Annotated in this window: 23 protein-coding genes; 9 read left to right on the top strand and 14 right to left on the bottom strand. The window is 62.0% G+C overall.

The window, feature by feature from the left end; translation table 11 throughout:
• Positions 1-41: 41 nt before the first annotated feature.
• The 13 genes from NJC38_RS23685 to paaF all read right to left on the bottom strand — a co-directional run bounded on the left by NJC38_RS23685 (position 42) and on the right by paaF (position 12,579).
• Positions 42-1,688, bottom strand: a complete 1,647-nt coding sequence (locus NJC38_RS23685) for a cation acetate symporter (protein WP_253117334.1) — start codon at positions 1,686-1,688, stop codon at positions 42-44.
• Complete coding sequence (locus NJC38_RS23680) at positions 1,685-1,993, bottom strand: DUF485 domain-containing protein (protein ID WP_045489627.1); 309 nt, start codon at positions 1,991-1,993, stop codon at positions 1,685-1,687. Before NJC38_RS23680 ends, NJC38_RS23685 begins: the two co-directional genes overlap by 4 nt.
• Positions 1,994-2,141: 148 nt before the next feature.
• A complete protein-coding gene (paaE, locus tag NJC38_RS23675) occupies positions 2,142-3,218 on the bottom strand; it encodes a 1,2-phenylacetyl-CoA epoxidase subunit PaaE (RefSeq protein ID WP_253117333.1) in 1,077 nt (358 codons plus the stop codon).
• Positions 3,219-3,242: 24 nt separating this feature from the next.
• Complete coding sequence (paaD, locus tag NJC38_RS23670) at positions 3,243-3,791, bottom strand: 1,2-phenylacetyl-CoA epoxidase subunit PaaD (RefSeq protein WP_253117332.1); 549 nt, start codon at positions 3,789-3,791, stop codon at positions 3,243-3,245.
• Positions 3,778-4,539: a 1,2-phenylacetyl-CoA epoxidase subunit PaaC gene (gene paaC / locus NJC38_RS23665; RefSeq protein ID WP_253117331.1), complete on the bottom strand. Its 762-nt coding sequence runs from the start codon at positions 4,537-4,539 to the stop codon at positions 3,778-3,780. Before paaC ends, paaD begins: the two co-directional genes overlap by 14 nt.
• Positions 4,540-4,549: 10 nt before the next feature.
• Entirely contained in the window at positions 4,550-4,831 is a 282-nt protein-coding gene (paaB, locus tag NJC38_RS23660) for a 1,2-phenylacetyl-CoA epoxidase subunit PaaB (RefSeq protein WP_024764426.1), read from the bottom strand.
• A gap of 15 nt (positions 4,832-4,846) precedes the next feature.
• A complete protein-coding gene (gene paaA / locus NJC38_RS23655) occupies positions 4,847-5,839 on the bottom strand; it encodes a 1,2-phenylacetyl-CoA epoxidase subunit PaaA (RefSeq protein ID WP_253117330.1) in 993 nt (330 codons plus the stop codon).
• 566 nt (positions 5,840-6,405) lie between these two features.
• The gene (gene paaK, locus NJC38_RS23650) at positions 6,406-7,731 is read right to left on the bottom strand and encodes a phenylacetate--CoA ligase PaaK (RefSeq protein ID WP_253117329.1); all 1,326 of its coding nucleotides are present in this window, start codon (positions 7,729-7,731) and stop codon (positions 6,406-6,408) included.
• Between the two features lie 80 nt (positions 7,732-7,811).
• Positions 7,812-9,032 (bottom strand): 3-oxoadipyl-CoA thiolase, encoded by a 1,221-nt coding sequence (gene pcaF, locus NJC38_RS23645; RefSeq protein ID WP_253117328.1) that lies wholly within the window; start codon positions 9,030-9,032, stop codon positions 7,812-7,814.
• Complete coding sequence (gene paaI / locus NJC38_RS23640) at positions 9,025-9,471, bottom strand: hydroxyphenylacetyl-CoA thioesterase PaaI (RefSeq protein WP_253117327.1); 447 nt, start codon at positions 9,469-9,471, stop codon at positions 9,025-9,027. The genes pcaF and paaI overlap by 8 nt, the downstream gene beginning before the upstream one ends.
• On the bottom strand, positions 9,461-10,981 hold the full coding sequence (gene paaH / locus NJC38_RS23635; protein ID WP_253117326.1) for a 3-hydroxyacyl-CoA dehydrogenase PaaH: 1,521 nt from the start codon (positions 10,979-10,981) through the stop codon (positions 9,461-9,463). The genes paaI and paaH overlap by 11 nt, the downstream gene beginning before the upstream one ends.
• Positions 10,982-10,984: 3 nt before the next feature.
• On the bottom strand, positions 10,985-11,776 hold the full coding sequence (gene paaG / locus NJC38_RS23630) for a 2-(1,2-epoxy-1,2-dihydrophenyl)acetyl-CoA isomerase PaaG (protein WP_253117325.1): 792 nt from the start codon (positions 11,774-11,776) through the stop codon (positions 10,985-10,987).
• Positions 11,777-11,805: 29 nt separating this feature from the next.
• Entirely contained in the window at positions 11,806-12,579 is a 774-nt protein-coding gene (gene paaF / locus NJC38_RS23625; RefSeq protein ID WP_253117324.1) for a 2,3-dehydroadipyl-CoA hydratase PaaF, read from the bottom strand.
• A 330-nt stretch (positions 12,580-12,909) separates the two neighbouring features.
• On the opposite strand from paaF, the gene paaY reads away from it, so the two are divergent.
• The 5 genes from paaY to NJC38_RS23600 all read left to right on the top strand — a co-directional run bounded on the left by paaY (position 12,910) and on the right by NJC38_RS23600 (position 17,407).
• Positions 12,910-13,503, top strand: coding sequence for a phenylacetic acid degradation protein PaaY (gene paaY, locus NJC38_RS23620; protein WP_253117323.1), 594 nt, complete (start codon positions 12,910-12,912; stop codon positions 13,501-13,503).
• Between the two features lie 67 nt (positions 13,504-13,570).
• On the top strand, positions 13,571-14,494 hold the full coding sequence (gene paaX / locus NJC38_RS23615) for a phenylacetic acid degradation operon negative regulatory protein PaaX (RefSeq protein ID WP_253117322.1): 924 nt from the start codon (positions 13,571-13,573) through the stop codon (positions 14,492-14,494).
• Between the two features lie 158 nt (positions 14,495-14,652).
• Entirely contained in the window at positions 14,653-16,737 is a 2,085-nt protein-coding gene (locus NJC38_RS23610; RefSeq protein ID WP_253117321.1) for a PAS domain-containing protein, read from the top strand.
• Between the two features lie 92 nt (positions 16,738-16,829).
• Entirely contained in the window at positions 16,830-17,201 is a 372-nt protein-coding gene (locus NJC38_RS23605; protein ID WP_253117320.1) for a hypothetical protein, read from the top strand.
• A complete protein-coding gene (locus NJC38_RS23600) occupies positions 17,198-17,407 on the top strand; it encodes a helix-turn-helix transcriptional regulator (protein ID WP_253117319.1) in 210 nt (69 codons plus the stop codon). The genes NJC38_RS23605 and NJC38_RS23600 overlap by 4 nt, the downstream gene beginning before the upstream one ends.
• A 1-nt stretch (position 17,408) precedes the next feature.
• Here the strand turns inward: NJC38_RS23600 and NJC38_RS23595 are convergent, their stop codons facing one another.
• Positions 17,409-18,344: an alpha/beta hydrolase gene (locus NJC38_RS23595; RefSeq protein WP_253117318.1), complete on the bottom strand. Its 936-nt coding sequence runs from the start codon at positions 18,342-18,344 to the stop codon at positions 17,409-17,411.
• 456 nt (positions 18,345-18,800) lie between these two features.
• Here NJC38_RS23595 and NJC38_RS23590 point away from each other — a divergent pair, with 456 nt between their 5' ends.
• The 4 genes from NJC38_RS23590 (at position 18,801) to NJC38_RS23575 (ending at position 22,156) form a co-directional block, all read left to right on the top strand.
• Positions 18,801-19,280, top strand: a complete 480-nt coding sequence (locus NJC38_RS23590) for a GNAT family N-acetyltransferase (protein ID WP_253117317.1) — start codon at positions 18,801-18,803, stop codon at positions 19,278-19,280.
• Between the two features lie 338 nt (positions 19,281-19,618).
• Positions 19,619-19,885 carry a DUF1652 domain-containing protein gene (locus tag NJC38_RS23585; protein WP_045489696.1) on the top strand — a complete coding sequence of 89 codons (267 nt, stop codon included), beginning with the start codon at positions 19,619-19,621 and terminating at the stop codon, positions 19,883-19,885.
• A 499-nt stretch (positions 19,886-20,384) separates the two neighbouring features.
• Positions 20,385-21,809 carry a pyridine nucleotide-disulfide oxidoreductase gene (locus tag NJC38_RS23580; RefSeq protein ID WP_253117316.1) on the top strand — a complete coding sequence of 475 codons (1,425 nt, stop codon included), beginning with the start codon at positions 20,385-20,387 and terminating at the stop codon, positions 21,807-21,809.
• 104 nt (positions 21,810-21,913) lie between these two features.
• A complete protein-coding gene (locus tag NJC38_RS23575) occupies positions 21,914-22,156 on the top strand; it encodes a DUF465 domain-containing protein (protein WP_045489700.1) in 243 nt (80 codons plus the stop codon).
• The last annotated feature ends 25 nt before the right edge of the window (positions 22,157-22,181 follow it).

Here is a 22,181-nt window from a genome sequence, read left to right as displayed (position 1 = left end):
GGACTGAGCCGCGATCAATGCGAAAATTTTTTACCCAAAATCTAATGCCGGCTGGCCGCCGCAGCCCCCAGCCCGGTCATCGAGCGAATGAACTGCGCCAGGTAGCGGCCGCGTTCCTGAGTGGCGCGTTCGGAGCGGTCGGTGACCGAGAACAGCCAGGCGCAGGCGAACGCGCAGCTCATGGAGAACAGCGCGGGGTTGGAGTAGGGGAACAATGCTGTGTCGTGGCCAAGCAGCTTGACCCACACCACCGGGCTCAAGACCAGCAGCACCACTGCCGATATCAGGCCCGCCAGGCTGCCGGCCACTGCACCACGGGTGGTCAGGCCTTTCCAGAACATCGAGAGCAACAGCACCGGGAAATTCACCGAGGCGGCAATCGCCAGCACCAGACCTGACAAGAAGGCGATGTTCTGCGACTCGAACAGCACGCCGAGAATGACCGCCAGCACGCCGATCACCAGGGTGGTCAGGCGCGACATGCGCATTTCTTCGCGCTCGCTGGCCTGGCCTTTACGGATCACGCAGGCATACAGGTCATGGGCCACTGCCGAGGCGCCAGACAAGGCCAGGCCCGCGACCACCGCCAGAATGGTGGCGAAGGCCACGGCCGAGATGAAACCGAGAAACAGGCTGCCGCCGACCGCTTGGGCCAGATGCACCGCGACCATATTGCCGCCACCGATGATGGCGCCAGTGCCGTCGCGAAAGGCCGCATCGGTGCCGACCATGACAATTGCGCCGAAGCCGATGGCGATCAGCAGCAGGTAGAAATAGCCGATGAAACCGGTGGCATACAGCACGCTTTTGCGCGCCTCGCGGGCATCCTTGACGGTGAAAAAGCGCATCAGGATGTGCGGCAGGCCGGCGGTGCCGAACATCATCCCCACTGCCAGCGACAGAGTATCAATAGGGCTGCTGAGCATGCCGCCCGGCGCCATGATCGCGGCCCCCTTGGCGTGCACCGCTGCCGCACCGGCGAACATCGCCTCAGTGCTGAAGTTGAAGTGGCGCAAGACCATGAACGCCATGAAGCTGGCGCCCGAGAGCAGCATCACGGCCTTGATGATCTGGACCCAGGTGGTGGCCAGCATGCCGCCGAAAGTGACGTAACACACCATCAGCACCCCGACCAGCAGCACCGCTTGCAGGTAACTGATGCCGAACAGCAGCTCGATCAGTTTGCCGGCACCGACCATCTGCGCCATCAGGTACATCAGCGCCACGATCAAGGTGCCGAACGCCGCCGTGATACGGATGGGTGTCTGTTGCAAACGGTACGACACCACATCGGCAAAGGTATATTTGCCCAGGTTGCGCAACCGCTCGGCGATCAGGAACAGAATGATCGGCCAGGCGGCGACAACGCCCAGCGAGTACAGCAGGCCGTCATAGCCGACCATGAAGATCATCGCCGAGATCCCCAGAAACGACGCCGCGCTGATCATGTCGCCAGCAATCGCCAGACCGTTCTGCAAACCCGTGATGCCGCCGCCTGCGGTGTAGAAGTCGCTGGCCGAGCGGGTCCGCAATGCCGCCCAGCGGGTCACCCCGAGGGTGAACAGCACGAACACCAGAAACATGCCGATGGCATGCCAGTTCAATGGCCGGGCAGGCGCGTCGGCGGCCAGCGCGCTGGCGCTGCACAACAGGCTGCCGACGGCAGTGACAAGCAGCGAAGGCTTCATGGCTGCACCTGCTGCAACAGTTTTTCGGTCAGCGGATCGAGCACCCGGTTGCTCTGGCGCACATAGAGGGCGGTCAACACAAACGACAGGAGGATCACCGCAACGGCCAGCACGATCCCCAGGCTGGTCACCCCACCGCTGAGCGAGCGGCCCAGTGTCTGTGGGTAGAAGGCCATCAATACGACGAAGCCATAGTAAATCCCCAGCATGATCAGGGTCAGCGACCAGGTCAGGCGTTGCTTGCGCTTGACCAGCTCGATGAAGTCGGGGTGGCGCTGTAACTGTTCGATGTCCTGTGGCGTCATGGGGCGGCTCTCTTTTTTTGTGATTGTTTTAGAAACGCGGTGTGGCGGGTGCAGGGGGGCATCCGGTGCTAACGGGCTCGCAGGCGCAATGCCGATCAGTCAGGGTTTGCGCGGTCCGCTGGGCGATTGCCCGGCGGCGCCTGTGGGTTCAGCGCTGGTCAAAATCCAGCACCACCTGGTCGCTCAACGGGAAGGCCTGGCACGACAGCACGTAGCCGGCGGCGACTTCGTAATCTTCCAGGGCGAAGTTGCTGTCCATTTCCACCTCGCCGCTGATCACCTTGCATTTGCAGGTCGAGCACACGCCGGCCTTGCACGAATACGGCAGCTCGGCGCCCTGGGCATTACCGGCTTCGAGCACGCTGACGCTGTTGCGGGGCAGGGCGAAAGAGAGCTCGCGACCGTCGCTGATCACGGTGATCTGGCTCGTGGCGCTGCCTGCCTGGGCGGCGATCTGGCGGGCCTGGCGGGTGTGGCTGCTGCCCGCTGCGGCGAACAGCTCAAAGTGAATGCGCTCGCTTGGCAGACCGTTGGCCTGAAGCTGCTCGCGCACGGTGTCGGTCATCGCTTGCGGACCGCAGATAAACGCCGCATCCAGCGCCTTGACGTTGATCCAGCGGCTGAACAACTGGCTGCATTTGTCGGCATCGATGCGCCCGTTGTACAGCTCGACATCCTGTTGCTCGCGGCTGAACACGAAGATCAGGTTCAGGCGTTGCAGGTAGCGGTTTTTCAAGTCTTCGAGTTGCTCGCGAAACAGCGCCGCAGTGCTGGAGCGGTTGCCGTAGATCAGCGTGACCTGGCTGTGCGGCTCGCTCTGCAGGGTGGTCTTGATGATCGACAGGATCGGGGTGATGCCGCTGCCGGCGGCCACCGCCAGGTAGCGGCCATGGCGCGTGGGGTCGAGTGGCACACTGAAATGCCCGGCCGGTGGCATGACCTCCAGTTGCTGGCCGACCTTGAGACGGTCGTTGGCCCAGGCCGAGAACACCCCGCCGGCGACCCGCTTGATCGCCACGCGCAGTTCGCCATCGTTGGCGCCGGTGCAGATCGAGTAGGAGCGGCGCACCTCTTTGCCGTCCAGATGGGTGCGCATCACCAGATGCTGACCGTGCTCGAAACGAAAGCGCTCGGCCAGTTCAGGCGGAATGTCGAAGGCAATCGACACCGCATCACGGGTTTCGGGGCGTACGTCCCTGACGGTCAGGCTGTGGAATTTGCTCATTATTGTTCTCCTGCAGCAGGCCGCTCAGATGCACTTGAAGTAATCGAAAGGTTCCAGGCAGTCGCGGCAGCGATACAGCGCTTTGCAAGCTGTGGAACCAAACTCGCTGAGCCGCTCGGTGTGTGCGCTGCCGCACTGCGGACAGTTGATCTGTGCTGCCTCGCCCAGCAGGCTGCGTTTGCTGGCGCTGCCCTCAGGCGGGGCGATGCCATAACCGCGCAGCCGCTCGCGGCCGCTGGCGCTGAGCCAGTCGGTGGTCCACGCCGGGGTCAGGCGCCGCTCCAGCTGCGGCGCAGCAAAGCCGGCCTGTTCCAGCGCCGCGGCGATGTCCTGCTCGATCACCTCGGTGGCCGGGCAGCCCGAGTAGGTTGGGGTCACCACCACATGCAGGTGGCCGGCCTGCCAGTCCAGATCACGGACAATCCCCAGCTCGACCACGCTGACCACCGGCACTTCGGGGTCCATGACATTGCCGAGCACCGCCCAGGCATGGGCCAGATCGCCAGGCTGCAGCGGCCGCGCACCACGGTCGCCCGCGATCAGTTCGGTGCTTGGCTGTTCACCAGGTCGCATCGGGATGACTCCTGTGCAGCGACTGCATTTCTGCCAGCAGCAGGCCCAGATGTTCGCTGTGCAAGCCTTGCCGGCCACTGAGGTAGAACGGGCTGGCCGGCGCGGGCAGTGGCAGGGTGGCGCGGGCCAACTGGTCGGCCACCGTGCTTTGCCAGGCATCGGCCACTTGTTGCGGGTTGGCGGCGATACCCGCCTCGAACAGGCGCTGCTCCAGCTCATCAGCGGCGGTCAGCTCGACCGTGAAGCGCCATAGCTGATCAATGGCGTTGAGCATGCGCCGATGGCTTTCGTCGGTGCCATCGCCCAACCGTTCGACCCATTCACCGGAGCGGCGCAGGTGGTAGGTGACTTCCTTGAACGCTTTGGCGGCGATGCCGGCGATGCGCTCATCACTGGAACTGCTCAGCCCGCGCAGCATCTGTAAATGCCAGGCGTCATACAGAAATTGCTTGGTCATGGTCACGGCATAATCGCCGTTGGGTTGTTCGACCAGCAGCAGGTTGCGCAAGGCGCGCTCATCGCGGCGAAACGCCAGGTGATCCGCATCGCGGCCGTCGCCCAGCAGCTCGGCGGCATACTCCAGCCAGTTGCGCGACTGGCCAATCAGGTCCAGACCCACATTCATCAACGCCAGCTCTTCTTCCAGGGCCGGCGCACTGCCGCACCACTCGCACAGGCGCTGGCCCTGGATCAGGGCGCTGTCACCCAGACGCAGCAGGTATTCAATAAGGTCGGCAGACGGGTTCATGCTCGGCTCCTCACATGTGGCCGACTTCAGGCGGCAGTTCATAGAAGCTGGCATGCCGGTAGACCTTGTCTTGCGCCGGGTCGAACAACGGGTCTTTCTCGTCTGGCGAGGACGCGGTAATCAGCGCCGAAGGCACCACCCACAGGCTCACCCCTTCGTTACGCCGGGTGTACAGCTCGCGGGCGTTCTCGATCGCCATCGCGGCGTCGGCGGCATGCACGCTGCCAACATGTTTGTGATTGAGTCCATGCTTGCTGCGCACGAACACTTCGAACAGGGTCCATTCGGACATGGCGGTGTCTCCCGATCAGGCGGCGGTGTGCCTGGCGTGTTGTTTTTGCGCGTAGGCCACGGCGGCTTCGCGGACCCAGGCGCCGTTTTCGATGGCCTGGCGGCGTTTGGCGACCCGTTCCTGATTGCACGGGCCGTTGCCCTTGAGCACTTCATAGAACTCCTGCCACTGGATTTCGCCGAAGTCGTAGTGACCACGGTCGGCGTTCCACTTCAGGTCCGGGTCGGGGGCGGTGCAGCCGAGCAGTTGCAGTTGCGGCACGGTCTGGTCGACGAAGCGCTGGCGCAACTCGTCGTTGCTCTGGCGTTTGATTTTCCAGGCCATGGACTGGGCGCTGTTGGGCGAGTCGGCGTCGCTTGGGCCGAACATCATCAGCGCTGGCCACCACAGGCGGTTAATGGCGTCCTGGACCATGTCTTTCTGGGCCTGGGTGCCTTGTTTCATCATGGTCAGCAGCAGTTGATAGCCCTGGCGCTGGTGGAAGCTTTCTTCCTTGCAGATGCGCACCATGGCCCGTGAGTAGGGGCCGTAGGAGGTGCGTTGCAGGACGACCTGATTGACGATGGCAGCGCCGTCGACCAGCCAGCCCACTGCGCCCATGTCGGCCCAGCTCAGGGTGGGGTAGTTGAAGATGCTGGAGTACTTGGCCTGGCCGTTGTGCAGTTTGGCGATTTCTTCGTCGCGGTCGGCGCCGAGGGTTTCCATGGCGCTGTAGAGGTACAGGCCGTGGCCGGCTTCGTCCTGGATCTTGGCCATCAGTTGCAGCTTGCGCTTGAGGGTCGGGGCGCGGGTTAGCCAGTTGCCTTCGGGCAGCATGCCGACGATTTCCGAATGCGCGTGTTGGGATATTTGCCGGATCAGGGTTTGCCGGTAGGCATCGGGCATCCAGTTCTTTGGCTCGATCTTGATCTCGGCGTCGATCTTTTCCTGAAACGCCCGTTCCTCGGGCGACATGTCTTGCAGTGCCTTGATGCGCTTGACGCCGGTCTCGACCAGTTGTGCGTACATGCTGCGTCTCCCGCTTGTGGTGGGTGGCTTGGGCTGTTGAGACAGTTTTAAGTGATACAGAAAAAAATATCAAACAGAAATTTATGTTTTGTATTTGGGTTTCGTATCGCTTTTGAGGGTGGGTGTCAGGTTATGTATGCCGTTTATGGGGTTTTATGCAGGTTTTCGGGAGGGTCTTCGAGTGCTTGGGGTGGTGAAAAGCGATACAGGAAAAATTTAATTGTTGTTTTTAAGGTTTTTTATGGCTGGGCAGCATTGGCTGCGGCGGTGGTGGGTTTCAGTCACCTTTGCGCGTTTGCAGCGGGTCGCAGCCCGAAGCAAACACAAGTGCGGCGCAGACCCTTGCGTAAAGCGAAAGGTCTTCCCGGCTAAAGCCGGTCACAGATTAATGCCGATCAGTTAAGGTCCACTCGGTCAATGTGAGAGGCAGCTTTGCTGGCGACAGGGCCAGTAAAACCAGCACATCAGCTACTGGCTCGCCGCTGAAGTCGCCAGCAGACCGGGGCGCCGGCCGGCTCCTCCCGGAGGATCGGCATTAGCTCGGCAGATTGCCCCGCGCTTGAGGCTCACGCGGTGGGCCGCTTGTCAAACACATGACAAGCCTTGCCTTCAGACCGCTTAAGGGTATGAAACGGCTGGATCAGCACCCGTGAACTGATCCCGATATGGGTCTTGATCCGGCGCCCCAGCTCGTCGGCGACCTGTTGCTGCTGCTGGGCCGCCAGCCCTTGCAGGTCATGCTTGAGCTCAACATGCACATCGACGCTGTCCAGGTTGCCGTTACGATACAGATGCAGCTCATAGACCTGGGCCAACTGGCCGATCTTGAGAATCTGCTCTTCGATCTGCGTCGGAAACACATTCACCCCGCGAATGATCAACATATCGTCACTGCGCCCGGTGATCTTGTCGATGCGCCGCATTGGCCGCGCTGTGCCCGGCAGCAACCGGGTCAGGTCGCGGGTGCGGTAGCGGACCATCGGCAGTGCTTCCTTGGACAGTGAGGTGAACACCAGTTCGCCCATTTCGCCGTCGGGCAACACCGCGCCGGTCGCCGGGTCGATGATTTCCGGGTAGAAATGATCTTCCCAGACCGTCGGGCCGTCCTTGGTTTCGGCGCACTCCATGGCCACGCCCGGCCCCATGATCTCCGACAGGCCGTAGATATCCAGTGCGGTGATGCCCAGACGTTGTTCCATGGCGCGGCGCAGCTCGGCGGTCCACGGCTCGGCACCGAAGATCCCCAGGCGCAGTTTCAGTTGATACGGGTCGATGCCCTGGCGTTCGAACGCGTCGGCCAGGTTCAGCATGTAGGACGGCGTGACCATGATGATGTCGGGCTGGAAGTCCTGAATCAGTTGCACCTGCTTTTCGGTCTGCCCGCCCGACATCGGGATCACCGTGCAGCCCAGCCGCTCAGCGCCGTAGTGCGCGCCCAGTCCGCCGGTGAACAAACCGTACCCATAAGCCACATGCACTTTGTCGCCACGGCGACCGCCTGCCGCACGAATCGAGCGGGCCACCACATTGGCCCAGGTGTCGATATCGTTCTGGGTGTAGCCAACCACGGTCGGCTTGCCGGTGGTGCCACTGGAGGCATGCAGGCGCACCACCTCGCTCTGCGGCACGGCAAACATGCCGAAGGGGTAGTTGTCGCGCAGGTCGCTCTTGCCGGTAAACGGAAACTGGCTGAGGTCTTCCAGAGTACCCAGGTCATCAGGGTGTACGCCGCGCTCGTCAAAGCGCTGGCGGTACAGCGGCACGTTGTCGTAGGCGTGCTTGAGGCTCCAGCGCAGGCGTTCGAGCTGATGTTGGCGCAACTGGTCGATGCTGGCGGTCTCGAGCGGGTCGAGCAAGGCGCTAGCGGGGCTATTGGCGGCGATCATGTTCATGGTTCACTCGGTTATTTTTATGTTTGAGTGGTGATGAGGAGAAGACTCCTCGCCTGGGTGGCCAATGGTGTTTATCGGTATCAGAGTCTTTCGATAATCAGCGCGATGCCCTGGCCGACGCCGATGCACAGGGTGCACAGCGCGTAGCGGCCCTGGCGGTTTTCCAGTTCATACAAGGCCGTGGTGACCAGTCGTGCACCGCTCATGCCCAATGGATGCCCCAGGGCAATGGCGCCGCCGTTGGGGTTGACCCGCGGGTCGTCGTCGGCCAGCCCCAGTTCGCGCAGCACGGCCAGGCTCTGGGCGGCGAAGGCTTCGTTGAGTTCGATGATGTCCATGTCGGCCAGGCTCAGGCCGGTCAGTTCCAGCACCTTGCGGGTTGCAGGGACAGGGCCGATGCCCATTATCCGGGGTTCGACGCCTGCCGTGGCCATTCCTGCCACCCGCCCACGGGCCTTCAGGCCATGGCGGCGCGCCGCTGCCGGGCTGGCCAGCAACAGGGCGCAGGCGCCGTCGTTGACCCCTGAGGCATTGCCGGCGGTGATGCTGCCACCTTCGCGGAACGGGGTGCCGAGCCTGCTCAGTTGCTCCAGGCTGGTATCGGCGCGGGGATGCTCGTCCTGTTCAATGAGCCTGGCCGGGCCTTTGCGCTGGCTGATTGCAACTGGGGTGATTTCCTGTGCCAGGCGGCCATTGGCTTGCGCCGCAGCGGCCTTGTGCTGGCTGCGCAGGGCGAAAGCATCCTGGTCGGCGCGGGAGATATTGAATTGTGCTGCGACGTTCTCGGCGGTTTCCGGCATCGAATCGATACCGAACTGCGCCTTCAGCAGTGGGTTGACGAAGCGCCAGCCAATGGTGGTGTCGAACAGCTCGGCAGCGCGGCCGAAGGCTTGCTCGGACTTGCCCATTACAAAGGGGGCGCGGGACATAGACTCGACGCCGCCGGCAATCAGCAGACCGGCTTCACCGGCACGAATCGCCCGAGCTGCACTGCCCACCGCATCCAGGCCCGAGCCACACAGGCGGTTGAGGGTGGTGCCCGCTACGCTGACCGGCAGGCCGGCAAGCAGTGCCGACATGCGCGCGACATTGCAGTTGTCTTCACCGGCCTGATTGGCGCAGCCGTAGAACACGTCGTCGATCTGGCTGAAGTCCAGGTGTGGATGGCGCTGGATCAAGGCGCGAATCGGCACGGCGCCCAGATCGTCGGCGCGCACGCTGGCCAGCGCGCCGGCGTAGCGGCCGATGGGGGTGCGGATGGCGTCGATGATCAGCGCTTGAGGGTTCTGGTTATCACTCATCAGAAGTCTCCAGGTCGAGCAGGGTGCCGCGCACCTTGTAGGATTTGCCATGAAACAGGGCAATCAACTGCCCGTGCTGGTTTTCGATACGCACGTCGTAGTTGCCGGTGCGGCCGCTGCGGCTCTGTTCACTGGCGCTGGCGGTGAGCAGGTCGTCGAGCTGCGCAGGCGCCACATAGTCGATGCTGCAGCCAATCGCTACGGTGACCGCGTTGTAGGTATTGCAGGCAAAGGCGAAGGCCGAGTCGGCCAGGGCAAACAGATGACCGCCGTGGCAGGTGCCGACGCCCTGCAGCATGTCGGCCCGTACCCGCATGCTCAGTTGGGCGCTGCCGGGGCCGACACTCAGCAGGTGCATGCCCATCGCCTGGCTGGCGGCGTCGCGTTCGTACAAGGTGCTGGCGCAACGCTGCGCCAGTTGTTGAGGGTCAAGTGTCATGCAGGTGCCTCCCTTCGGTGGCGCGGCGGCGCAACAACAATGACGGGCGATAGCGTGGCTCAGCATAGGCGGCTTGCAGGTTGTCGAGGGTCGTCAGCAGCCGTTGCGGGCCGATGGCATCGGCCCAGGCCAGTGGTCCAAGTGGGTAGTTGACGCCGGCGCACATGGCCAGGTCGATGTCCGCCGCGCTGGCCACCCCGTGCAGCAGGGCATCGGCCGCCTCGTTGGCCAGCATCGCTACAGTACGCAGCACTGCCAGCGCCGGGGTGTCGCTGAGCAGGCTGACCTTGAACCCGGCACGCTGCAGCAGCGCCACGACCTGCTGGCAGGCCAGTACCGAGGTGTCGGCAGCGCAACTGATGGCGATGCGTGCGGCGCGGCGGTAATCCAGTGCCAGGTCGAACAGCAGCAGATTGTCGATGCCTTGTGCCTGGGCGCGCTGGCTGGCCAGCCGTCCGTCACTGAGCGCCAGCGTGGCCGTTCCGACCCGGATCACTCCGCTGCCGGCGCGTTGGGTGACCTGCACGCCGGCCTGTTGCAGGCGCGTAATCAGCGGCGCGGCAATGCCCAGATCGCCCTCCACTGCGCAGCTGTCAATGTGCAGCGGGCTGCTGATTTCCTGCGGCTGGGGGCGCTCTGCCGTCTCGCTGTAGTCATAGAAGCCGCGACCGCTTTTGCGTCCCAGATGGCCGGCATCGACCAGCTCCTTCTGGACCAGTGAAGGCTGGAAGCGCATGTCGCCGTGGTAAGCGTCGAACACCGAGCAGGTCACCGCGTAATTGACATCATGGCCGATCAGGTCGGTCAGCTCGAAGGCGCCCATGCGAAAGCCACCGGCATCGCGCAGCAGCGCGTCGAGGGTGGCGCAGTCGGCGGCGCCTTCCTGGAGCAGGCGCAGGCTTTCGGCATAAAACGGGCGTGCTACCCGGTTGACGATAAAGCCGGGTGTCGAGCGGGTGTGCACAGGCTGTTTGCCCCAGGCGTCGGCGGTGTCATACAGGCGCGCTGCCAGTTGCGGGTCGCTGGCCAGGCCCGAGACAATTTCGACCAGCGCCATGAGCGGTGCCGGATTGAAAAAGTGCATGCCGAATATCCGCTGTGGATGCTTGAGGCCGGCCGCCAGCCGGGTGAGCGACAATGACGACGTATTGCTGGCCAGGATGCAGTGGGCGCTGCAGATGCTTTCCAGTTGCTCGAACAGCTGGCGCTTGAGCTCGAGGTTTTCCACGATCGCTTCGATCACCAGCGCGGCGTCGGCCAGCGCTTGGAGGCTGTCTGCCGGTTGCAGGCGCGCGGCAATCACGCGGCGCTGCGAGGCATCCAGCAGGCCCTTGTCGACCAGCCGCCCCAGTTGCCGGTCAACCCCGCTAATGGCCTGGGCAGCGGCGCCCTGGCGGGTATCGAATAGCCAGACGCGATGACCGGCCTGCGCGGCCACCTGGGCAATCCCTGCACCCATGGCGCCGGCGCCAATCACCGCGACGATGCTGCTGGTGTCCAGTGCGGTCATTGTTCAGCGTCCTTTGAAAGTCGCGGTGCGTTTGTTGATGAATGCCGATACGCCTTCGCGGTAATCCTCGCTGCGCCCGGCCAGGCGTTGCAGATCGCGCTCCAGTTCCAGTTGCGCATCGAGGCTGTTGTGCGCACTGGCGTTGAGCGCGCGTTTGATCAGGGCCAGGCCGTAGGTGGGCTGGGTCGCCAGATGCCGGGCCAGCTTGAGGGCTTCGTCGCGCAGATCGGCATCGTCGTGTACCTGATAAATCAGCCCCCATTGCTCGGCCTGCTCGGCGCTCAGTTTGTTGCCAAGCAGGGCCAGTGCCTTGGCCCTTGCCATGCCCACCAGGCGCGGCAGGTGCCAGCTGCCACCGGAGTCGGGCACCAGGCCGATTTTGCAAAACGCCTGGATAAAGCTTGCCGAGCGGGCGGCCAGCACCAGGTCGCAAGCCAGCGGGATATTCGCCCCGGCACCGGCGGCCACGCCGTTGACCGCGCAGATCACCGGTAATGGCAGGTCGCGCAGGCTGCGGATCAGCGGGTTATAGAATGTGTCGATGGACTCGCCCAGATCCGGCATCGCGCTGCCCGGTGCGACATTGCGGTCAGACAGGTCCTGGCCGGCACAAAAGCCCCGGCCTTCACCGGTGAGCAGCAGCACCCGTGCTGTGCTGCTTTGGCGAACCTGTTTGAGTGCTTCGCGCACTTGCAGATGCATGGCGGTATTGAAGCTATTGAGTTGCTCGGGGCGGTTGAGGCTAAGGAAAGCAACGCCGTCCTCGATGGAAAACAGGATGTGCTCAAAGTCCATGGCTGGGGCTCTCTGTGCAGGACGAAGGATTACCGGCCGGTGAACGCCGGAGCGCGTTTTGCCTGAAAAGCCTGAATGCCTTCGTTGCGGTCGGCGGTGCCGGCCAGCAAGGTGAAAGCATGGCGTTCGAAGCGCAGGCCGCTGGCCAGGTCAAGGTCCTGGGCCTTGAGCACGGCCTCCCTGGCCAGGCGGACCGCCAGCGGCGCTTTGCTGGCGATGACGCGGGCAATCTCCAGGGCCCGGTCAACGGTGAACTCCGGCTGGGTGAGCTCGCTGACCAGCCCGGCGCGCCGGGCGTGACGGGCATCGATCGGCAGGCCGGTAAGCACCATCTGCATTGCCAGTGACTTGCCCACCGCATGCAGCAGGCGTTGGGTGCCGCCAGCGCCGGGCATGATGCCAAGGTTGATTTCCGGTTGCCCGAAACGGGCATCTTCAGCGGCGATGATCACGTCGGCATGCATCGCCAGTTCACAGCCAGCGCCGAGGCAGAAGCCGTTGACGGCGGCGATCAGCGGCTTGTTAAAGGCGCCGATGCGTTGCCAGTGCGCCTGGCGTGGGTCGTCAAGGATGCCGACCATGTCGCGCTCTGCCATTTCGTGGATATCGGCGCCGGCGGCAAACGCTTTGCGGCTGCCGGTGATGACCACCGCCCGGATGTCAGGGTCTGCCGCTGCCACCTCAAGCGCCTCGGCCAGGTCACCCAGCAGCGCGGTGTTCAGGGCGTTCAGCGCCTCGGGCCGGTGCAGGGTCAGCAGCCGCACGCCGGTCATCGGCGTGGTCAGGACAAGGGTCTGAGGCATGAGGCAGTCCTCCGGCAGCAAGGGCGGTGTGAGCACCGCTGATTATTGGAAAGGCGCGCTCTGTGAGGCGGGCTGAAATGAGTATAGGCATAATGTGATACGGAAAAACAGATTTGTGTATTGGTTTTTGTGTCTAGTGTTTTTGTTTTTATCCGATGTTTTTTAGTAAAAGCATTATTTATCAGGTGTTTTTGTTGGTTTTTGCTTGGGTTTTTCAGGTCTTGATACGATACGTGTATCAATAATTTTCATTGATTTAAGGTTTGTTTTTATAGGAAAGTGGTGTGTCTGCAGCCCACCTGCCGGGCGTTCCCGGCCAGAGGATCCCCCATGACCTGCTACAGCCTTGATGGCCTGACTCCGGTGGTTCATCCCACCGCTTACGTGCATCCCTCTGCGGTATTGATTGGTGATGTGATCATTGGCCCTGGCTGCTATGTCGGGCCGCTGGCCAGCCTGCGCGGCGATTTCGGGCGCATCGTGCTGGAGGAGGGCGCCAACCTGCAGGACACCTGCGTCATGCATGGTTTCCCTGACAGCGACACGGTGGTGGGGCGCAACGGCCATATCGGCCACGGCGCCGTGCTGCACGGTTGCCGTATCGGCGCGGATGTTCTGGTGGGTATCAATGCCGTGGTAATGGATGCAGCCCAAATCGGTGCGCGGTCGTTTGTTGCCGCCGCCAGCCTGGTCAAGGCGAATTTCAGTTGCGCCGAGCAATCGCTGGTGATGGGCTCTCCGGCCAGCGTCAAACGCCTGCTCAGCGATGACGAGGTCGCCTGGAAACAGGCCGGTACCCGTGAGTATCAGGCGCTTGCCCGGCGCTGCCAGCACAGTCTGGTGGCGTGTGAACCGTTGCTTGAGGCCGGGCCAGACCGGCCGCGTATCAGCGCCAGTGCCCACCGGCCCAAGGCTGGCGGTTGATGGGCAGACTCGCGGCGATCGGTGGCGGGCGGTATATTCGGCATCCTTTTCGTTGTCCGGTAAGCCCATGTCGTCCCTTGCCCCGCTGAATCACCTTATCCAGCGCTTCCAGGAGCGCACCCCGATCCGCGCCAGTTCGTTGATCATCACCCTGTACGGCGATGCCATCGAACCTCATGGCGGCACGGTCTGGCTGGGCAGCCTGATCCAGTTGCTGGAGCCGGTGGGGATCAATGAGCGGCTGATCCGCACCTCGATCTTTCGCCTGAGCAAAGAGGGCTGGCTGAGCGCCGAGAAAGTCGGGCGCCGCAGCTATTACAGCCTCACCGGCACCGGGCGGCGGCGCTTCGAGCAAGCCTTCAAACGGGTGTACAGCGCCAGCGTCCCGGCCTGGGACGGTGCCTGGTGCCTGGTGATGCTGTCGCAATTGAGCGCCGATAAACGCAAACAGGTGCGTGAAGAGCTGGAATGGCAGGGCTTTGCCGCTATCTCTGCGACGGTGCTGGCCAGCCCGCGCTGTGACAAGGCGGAGCTCAATGCCAGCCTGCAAGCGCTCGATGCACTGGACGACAGCATCGTGTTCGAGACCAAGGCACAGGATGTGCTGGCGTCCAGAGCGCTGCGCATGCAGGTGCGCGAGAGCTGGAATATTGACGAGCTGGGCCGGCATTACAGTGAGTTCATCCAGTTGTTCCGGCCGTTGTGGCAGGCGCTGCGCGAGCAAGACAACCTCAGCGGCGCAGACTGCTTCCTGGCCCGGACCCTGTTGGTCCATGAATACCGTCGCCTGCTGCTGCGCGACCCGCAGTTGCCCGACCAGTTGCTGCCCGGCGACTGGGAAGGCCGCGCGGCGCGTCAGTTGTGCCGCAATATCTACCGGCTGGTCTGCGGCAAGGCCGAAGAGTGGCTGGCCGGGGTACTGGAAACCGCCGACGGTCCGCTGCCGGATGTGGGAGAAAACTTCTGGCAGCGCTTTGGCGGCTTGCGCTGAGCCAACAGTGTTGTTGAAACGCTCTGATTCGGTATTGGCTGCGCATCAACGCCTTGCAAACGAGTGGATTGTCTTTGCCAGCGCACGCTTTTTCTCGTAGCGTGCTGCTGTCGTCCTGCCTGTTGCCAGAGCGGCACCTTACATCGGGACTTCACGCCTTGACCGACCACCCAATCCAGAGCCTGCGCAACCGGCTGCAGAGCCTCGAAGACGAAAATGCCCGTCTGCGCCAGCAGATGGCGATCCTTGAGCAGCAAGCGCAAAGCGCCCTGGCCCAGTCCCGAGAGCGCTATCGCTTTCTGTTCGACTCGATGGACGAGGGCTTTTGCATCATCGAGTTCTTCGACGGCCCGCACGGCCCGCTCAGCGACTACATCCACATTGAGGCCAACGCGGCCTACGCCTTTCACGCCGGGATCAGCAATGTGGTCGGCCAGAAAGTGCGCGAGATGGTCGGTGCCGAAGCCGATGGCTGGGTGCAGTTGTACGGTGAAGTGCTGCGCACCGGCGAGCCGATCCGCTTCGAGCGCGAACTGGTCGCCACCGGGCGCTACCTGGCATTGGCGGCGTTTCGTATCGAACCGGCCAGTTGCCGGCAGGTTGCCGTGCTATTTCAGGACATCACCGCCCGCAGACGTGCCGAGCTGGCCCTGCAGCAGTTGAACGAGACCCTGGAAAGCCGCGTGCGTGATGCGGTGGCCGAGCGCAATGTGCTGGCCGATGTGGTCAATGGCACTGACGCGCGCATCCATGTGATTGATCGGAACTATCGCTGGCTGGCAATCAACGCGGTGGCGGTCTGGGAGTTCGAGCGGCTGTTCGGCGTCAAACCCCAGGTTGGCGAGAGTATTCTTGACGCGCTGCAGGGCCAGCCTGAGGTGCGCGAAAAGGTGCGCAAGCTCTGGGGCCGGGTGCTGGCGGGCGAGGAATTCATTGAGATCACCCACTTCGGTGAACAACACCGTCACTATGAAATTCGCTACAGCTCCTTGCGCGACGCTGACGGCCAGCCGGTGGGCGCCTACCTGTTTGCTTATGACATCAGCGAGCGACTGCGCGAGCAGGAGCGCCTGAAGCAGGCCGAGGCAGCGCTGCGCCAGTCACAGAAAATGGAAGCGGTCGGTCAGTTGACCGGCGGCATCGCGCATGACTTCAACAACCTGCTGACCGGTATCAACGGCGCACTGGAACTGTTGCGTACGCGCCTGACCCAGGGGCGCTATAACGATATTGATCGCTATGCGGCCACTGCCCAGGACGCAGCTCGCCGTGCGGCGTCGCTGACTCACCGTTTACTGGCTTTTTCCAGGCGCCAGACGCTGGACCCCAAAGCGGTGGACGTCAATCGTCTGGTCAGCGGCATGGAAGAACTGGTGCGGCGTTCGGTCGGGCCGCACATTGCCGTGGAAGTGGTGACCGCCATCGGCCTGTGGTCGACGTTCATCGATGCACCGCAGCTGGAAAATGCCTTGCTCAATCTGTGTCTCAACGCCCGGGATGCGATGCCGAACGGCGGCCGGATTACCATTGAGACGGCCAATAAGTGGATCGATGAGCGCGAATCGAGGGTTCGTGACCTGTCGCCTGGGCAGTACCTGTCGTTATGCGTGACCGACACCGGGACCGGCATGACTCCAGAGATCATCTCGCGGGCCTTCGATCCGTTTTTCACCACCAAGCCGCTGGGGCAGGGCACCGGGCTGGGGCTGTCGATGGTCTATGGCTTTGTCCGCCAGTCGGGCGGCCAGGTGCGGATTTATTCCGAGCCCGGTCAGGGCACGACCATGTGCCTGTACCTGCCGCGTCACTATCAGGATGAGGTGGCGGATGAGCCTGACGAGCAGGCCGGTGAGGTCGCTCAGGCACCGTCGCTGCGCACGGTGATGATCGTTGACGATGAACCGACCATTCGCATGCTGGTCAGCGAAGTGCTCGAAGACCGCGGCTACGCGGTGATCGAGGCGCCGGAAGGCGCCAGCGCATTGCGGTTACTGGAAAGTGATATCCGGGTCGATCTGCTGGTGACCGATGTCGGCTTGCCGGGCGGCATGAATGGCCGGCAGTTGGCCGATGCGGCACGCTCGCTGCGCCCGCAGCTAAGCGTGCTGTTCATCACCGGTTATGCGGAAAACGCCATTATCGGCAATGGCCACCTCGACCCCGGCATGTGGATCATGACCAAACCCTTCACCATGGAGGCCTTCGCGGCGCGTATTTTCGACATGCTGGAGCGCGAGGGGTAAGTCTCGGTAGCGTTCGTAATGGAAAGTAAGCTTTACATCTGGCAGTCTCTGAGGCAGGGTGTAAAGCTTGCTTTGCATTGACGAGGTTTTTCATGAGTCCCTACTTGCGCGAGTTTGGCCTGGCCATGGGCTGCTATGTGCTGGTTTTGCTGATTTCTTTGCTGATGTTGACCGTCGATGGCCTGGGCGCTGCGACCCGCATCGCCATCAGCGTCGCACCGGTATTGCCTTGCCTGCTGGTGTGTTGGGCAGTGGTCCGGCAACTGCGGCGGATGGATGAGCTGCAACTGCGCATTCAGTTCGAGGCACTGGGTTTTGCTTTTGCGGCCAGCGCATTGCTGACCTTCAGCTACGGTTTTCTGGAAAACGTCGGCCTGCCAAAGCTGTCACTGTTTGTGGTCTGGCCACTGATGGCGGCGATGTGGATGCTGGGCCTGTTGATCGCTTCGCGGCGCTACCGATGAACAATCGGCTCAAGGTGCTGCGCGCCGAGCGGCGCTGGTCTCAGGAGGATCTGGCCAGCCGCCTGGGCGTATCACGGCAGACCGTCAATGCCATCGAGAATGGCCGCTACGACCCGAGCCTGCCCCTGGCGTTCCAGATATCGCGGGTGTTTGGCCTGCCCATCGAGGCGATTTTCCAGGACCAGGACGCTGGGCCGACCCGCTGAGTTAACCGGCCTGCCCAGGGCGGCTGGCCGGCTGGGTGGCCTGGGTCCGTGGTGTCGGGGTGCGCAGCAGCGCCTGGAGGGCTTCGCTGTAGGCCTGACGGCCCAGGCGCATGCTGTTGTTGTGGGTGCCGCCGGGCACCAGCAGGAGTTTTTTCGGCTCTACGGCGGCGGCATAGAGTTGCTCACTGAAGCGCGGCGGCACGTAGCGGTCGTCCGTGCCGTGGACGATCAGCACCGGCATATGGATGTCAGCGATCTTGTCTTGCGAGTCGAACTTCTGCGACAGCAGCCAGCGCACCGGCAGTGAGGTATAGCTGCTGGCGATGGCGGTAGCGACGTCGGCAAGGTTGGTGAAGGTCGACTCGATGACCAGTGCCCGAGCTTGTGGCAGATCTTCCTGGCCCAGTTCTGCGGCCAGGTCCACGGCCACCGCGCCACCGAGCGAGTGGCCGTAGATCAGGCGGCGGTCAGGGTCCGGTTGCAGCAGTTTGAGCCGCTGCCAGGCAATGCGTGCGTCTTCATATACGCTTTTTTCCGATGGCAGCTCGCCTTTGCTCTGGCCGAAACCGCGGTAGTCGATGGCCAATACCGAGAAGCCCAAGGCGCGCAGTTGCTCGATACGGAACAACTGACCGGTCAGGTTCCAGCGCGAGCCATGCAGGTAAAGCACGGCCGGGGCATCCTTGCGCGGCGCGGGCCACCACCAGGCGTGAATGTTCTGTGCCGGACCGAAGTCGGGGGCCTTGAGCTCCAGTTCCTGAACCCCGGCTGGCAGGCCGCCGTACCAACTGGCGGTGCCCGGTTCGATACGAAACACCAGTTCGCGCTCTTTGCGTTCGAGCAGGGTGCAACCTACGGGCAGGCCGATGATGAGCAGGATCATCAACACCCAGGTCAGGCGACGAAATCCGCGACGGGCAGGCAGGTCTGAAGGCATGTTGAATCCAGTAACCGAAATGACATAGATGCCGTTTATAGGGTGGCATTGCACGATAGTGCAGGAAAGATCGGTTACAGAATATTGCTCATTGCCCGGTACGCCCCGCTGCCCGGCAATCAATGGGCGGTGCAGGTGGCACCTCCCGGTCTTGTTATCGACCGGTTAGCCGACAGACAGATGCACGCAGGTGGCCAGAGGGTGCTGTACTGACAGGTGCGCAGGCAGAGCGAAAGCGGCCCGCACGCGGGTTTTGCTGATTGCCACCCGACGGGTTTGTGAAAGGCCTGGCACGCTCACTCTGGCCGGTTGAGCGTTCGGCGCATGCTGCGCGGGCAGTGATTTCGAGCAGCCATAAAGCTGCTCAGTGATAAGGCACAATGCAACTGCGCACCCGACCGTTGGCACAATGCGCTATGGTGCAGCTTCTTCAGCTTCTTCAAGAGGTTATTGCCCATGCTGCTTTACCGTGCTCTGGAAGAGAAAGACGTCGCCGCCGTCTGCGCCTTGCCACAGAATGCCGACGAACTGTTCTACATGTTCCCCCGGGCGAGCTGGCCGCTGACTGCGGCGCAGTTGCATGAATCGCTTGAGCAGCGTTCAGACCCGACGGTGATCGAGAACAACGGTGAAGTGGTGGGCTACGCCAACTTTGTGCGCTGTGATTTTCGCGGTCGCTGCACGTTGGGCAATGTCATCATCGCTGCCCGCTCACGCAGTAAAGGCGTGGGCCGTTATCTGATCGGCTGCATGGCTGAAATTGCCTTCGATAAACACGAGGCCAAGGAAATGACCGCTTCGTGCTTCAACCACAACGTCACCGGCCTGCTGTTTTACTCCCGTCTGGGGCTGCGCCCCTTTGCAATTGAAGAGCGCCGCGACAAGCAGGGCGTTTCGGTGGCGTTGATTCATTTAAGGTTGTTGCGGCCGGAGTGATGAGGCAGTGTGTTGGATGGCGGTCTTAAAGGCCGCCTGCCTGATCGTTTTTAACAACTCAGGTTCATTGTTTAACAAGGTGTATTCGAACCGTTGTTCAATAAAATCGGTGAAACGATTTTTCAATGACCCATTGTCGGATAAGTAGCATAATGCTGGCTCGTTAGTCGGATGTTGATTGCTCCACTTTCGGGCGGCGCGTATAAGGGCTGAAGATCGCCGCTGGTTTGGCGGTAATCCTTAAGATCAGAATATTTTCTGATTATAACTTTTGATTGGACAATAAGCGTAAGTGTGCAGGGTTAAACCTGTTGTGCTTGCAAATAAGGAGATGGCTAATGATCGCTTGTGGACTGTCTACTCTTGAGCTGAGAAGTATCGTGGAAGGCGCTTTTCTGCCTTTGAACTGCACCTGCACCATTGCGCAGGATCAGTCGATGACCGTACAGATCACTGAACCCAGTACCGGCCAGGTCAATCTGTTCGTCACCGGCATTTCCCTGGGCCGGTTGAATACCAGTCGTGAGATCAGCAACCTGGTGGCTGAACTGCGCGACGAATTGCACAGTGTCGCCCAGCCCCAACTCTACTCGCGCATGGCCTGAGTAACCGTTACGGCTGTGCTTCGGTCGACGCCTGTGTGCGTCGACCGTCAGGTTTACGGCGTCGGTTCTCTGCGCCGTGCTTGCCGGGTGATTAGTAAATACTACTTATCAACCTTTTTTCGTGGTCTGGTCCTGAACAGCGCCCAATGGACCCGATCTTACGTTTTGCTCCAGCCAGTAATCAGTGGATCCTGGCTGATTCAATCTTGCAACTGCTGCGGTTTATTTGACTCTTTTTGAGTTGTTTGAAATTATTCGCCCAGCTCGCCATTTAACTGGCGGCTGCTTGCTTCTCTCCCTCTCGGTGTTTTTATTGCCCTGCATTCAACAGGTCGGCGGTAGCGTGGTCGGCGTATTTGTTTGAATCGGGTTTCATATCGGAAAGTCCGCAACTATCTCCCGGTCCGGTCAGGCCGTTGTGGCGGGATGGCGTCTGTCTTTAATTTCTCCACCGACCTGTATGCAGACAACTTGTAACAGGTCAGACAAGGAAGCCATTATGTTCGAAGATCATTTAGACACTGAGTGTGCCTGCGTCGTGGGCGGCGCCGGGTTGGCGGGCATGGGCTTTTTATTCAATGCGTTGAAGACCGGAGTGCTGCCACAGTTGTGTCGCGACGGTCTGATTGTCGTCGACGCCAGTGACCGCCCCGGTGTCGGCAGCCTGGGGCAGTACCGGATTACCGCCAATTCGGTCGGCGATGTTTTCATTGATTGCCTGCGCGATCCCCGCCTGGCGAGCATTTTCGAGCCACTGGAATACTCGCCGGCCTATTGGCGGATCCGCCGTCAGGCTGACAGCGCGCCGCCGTTGGCTGAGGTCGGCGAACTGATGGCCGAGGCCCACCGGCTGGTGCTTGAGCATATCGTCAAGCACTTCGGGGTCAGGATATGGCACAGCACCGCTATTACCGCCGTCACCTGGCAGCCTGGCGAGGTCCACCTGCTGGTTGAAACCGCCGGTTTTGAACGGCGTATCCGCTGCCGTGCACTGGTGCTCAATCTGGGCGGCCGGCAAACGCCGCAGCATCTGTGTGCGGGCCTGGCTGCGCATGGCTTGAGCCTGCCTGCGGCAGCCGACGTGCTGGGGTCAGATGTGCTGTTGCGCATGAACGCGGTGCAGATTCGCGAGCGGTTGGTGCCGGTGCTGGCTGCCGGGCGACGCATCAGTGTGATCGGCGGTTCGCACAGTGCGTTTTCGGTTCTGGAAAACCTTGCCGATGCGCTGGAGTTCGCCGGTCTGCAGGAACTGACCCTGATTCACCGCAACCCTGTGCGGTTGTTCTATGAATGCGCCGAACAGGCCCGCGCGCAAGGTTATGACTTCGATGCGCAACGTGATGTCTGCCCGGTCTCGGGGCGTATCAATCGCTCCGGCGGGTTACGTTATCGGGCCCAGCAAATCGGTCGTGAGGTGCTGCACAACGGCCGGGTCGGCAAAACCGGGGTGACCGTCCGGCGTGCCCAGTTGCAAGGTGGTGCACCGGCTGATCTGGAGCTGGCGGCTCAGGCACTGGGCGAGTCTGGTGCGGTGATCCAGTGCACCGGTTATCAGCCGGTATTGCCGCAGCTGTATCATGCCGACGACACCTCGATTCAATTGCGTCAGGCCAATGGCGGGCTGGACGCCAACGCTCAAGGCTGCCCACAGGATCAGGACGGACGACGGCTGGACGGCATCTATCTGTTCGGCATCGGTGCCGGTCTGGCGCCAGACCCGCAACTGGGCAGCGAGCAGGCGTTTGAAGGGCGTATCTACGGTGTCTGGCAATTCCACAACACCGCCAGCAGCGCCGTGCTCGAAGCGGTGCTGGCACGTGTGCAGCGCCTGGCCCGCAAGCCGGAGCCGGCACGACCGTCGTTGGTGCAGACCCTCGATGAGCGCATGCACCTGCTATTACCGGGGCTGTCCGGGAAAGTCTGAGAGGCTGCAGGCTGTTTCAGGTGCGGACCTGATCGGGTTGTGCAGGCTTTTTCCAGCGATTGGCTACTATTAGGCTTTCAGTTTTCTACCGAGGAGGCCTGTTCATGCCAGTCAAACACGATTTATTCGCGGACCTGAATCTGGATAAAGAAGCGGTGCTGGCACGTGGCAAGGCCGATGAGCGCTTACAGCAGCTCCTCGACGATTACCGGCATGCCGACCTGCAGGTCGTGGATGCCGAGAAGGGCATCGCCGGCGGGATTGGCGATGACCAACTGAAAAAACTCAAGGAGCATCGACTGCTGATCAAGGACCGGATCGTCCAGCGCCTTGAACTGCATGGCTGAGAGCCGGCGGCCCTGCCTGGCGAGC

The organism is Pseudomonas sp. 21LCFQ010, from assembly GCF_024129905.1.
Lineage (GTDB): Bacteria > Pseudomonadota > Gammaproteobacteria > Pseudomonadales > Pseudomonadaceae > Aquipseudomonas.
This window is presented reverse-complemented; position numbering and strand designations above follow the sequence as displayed.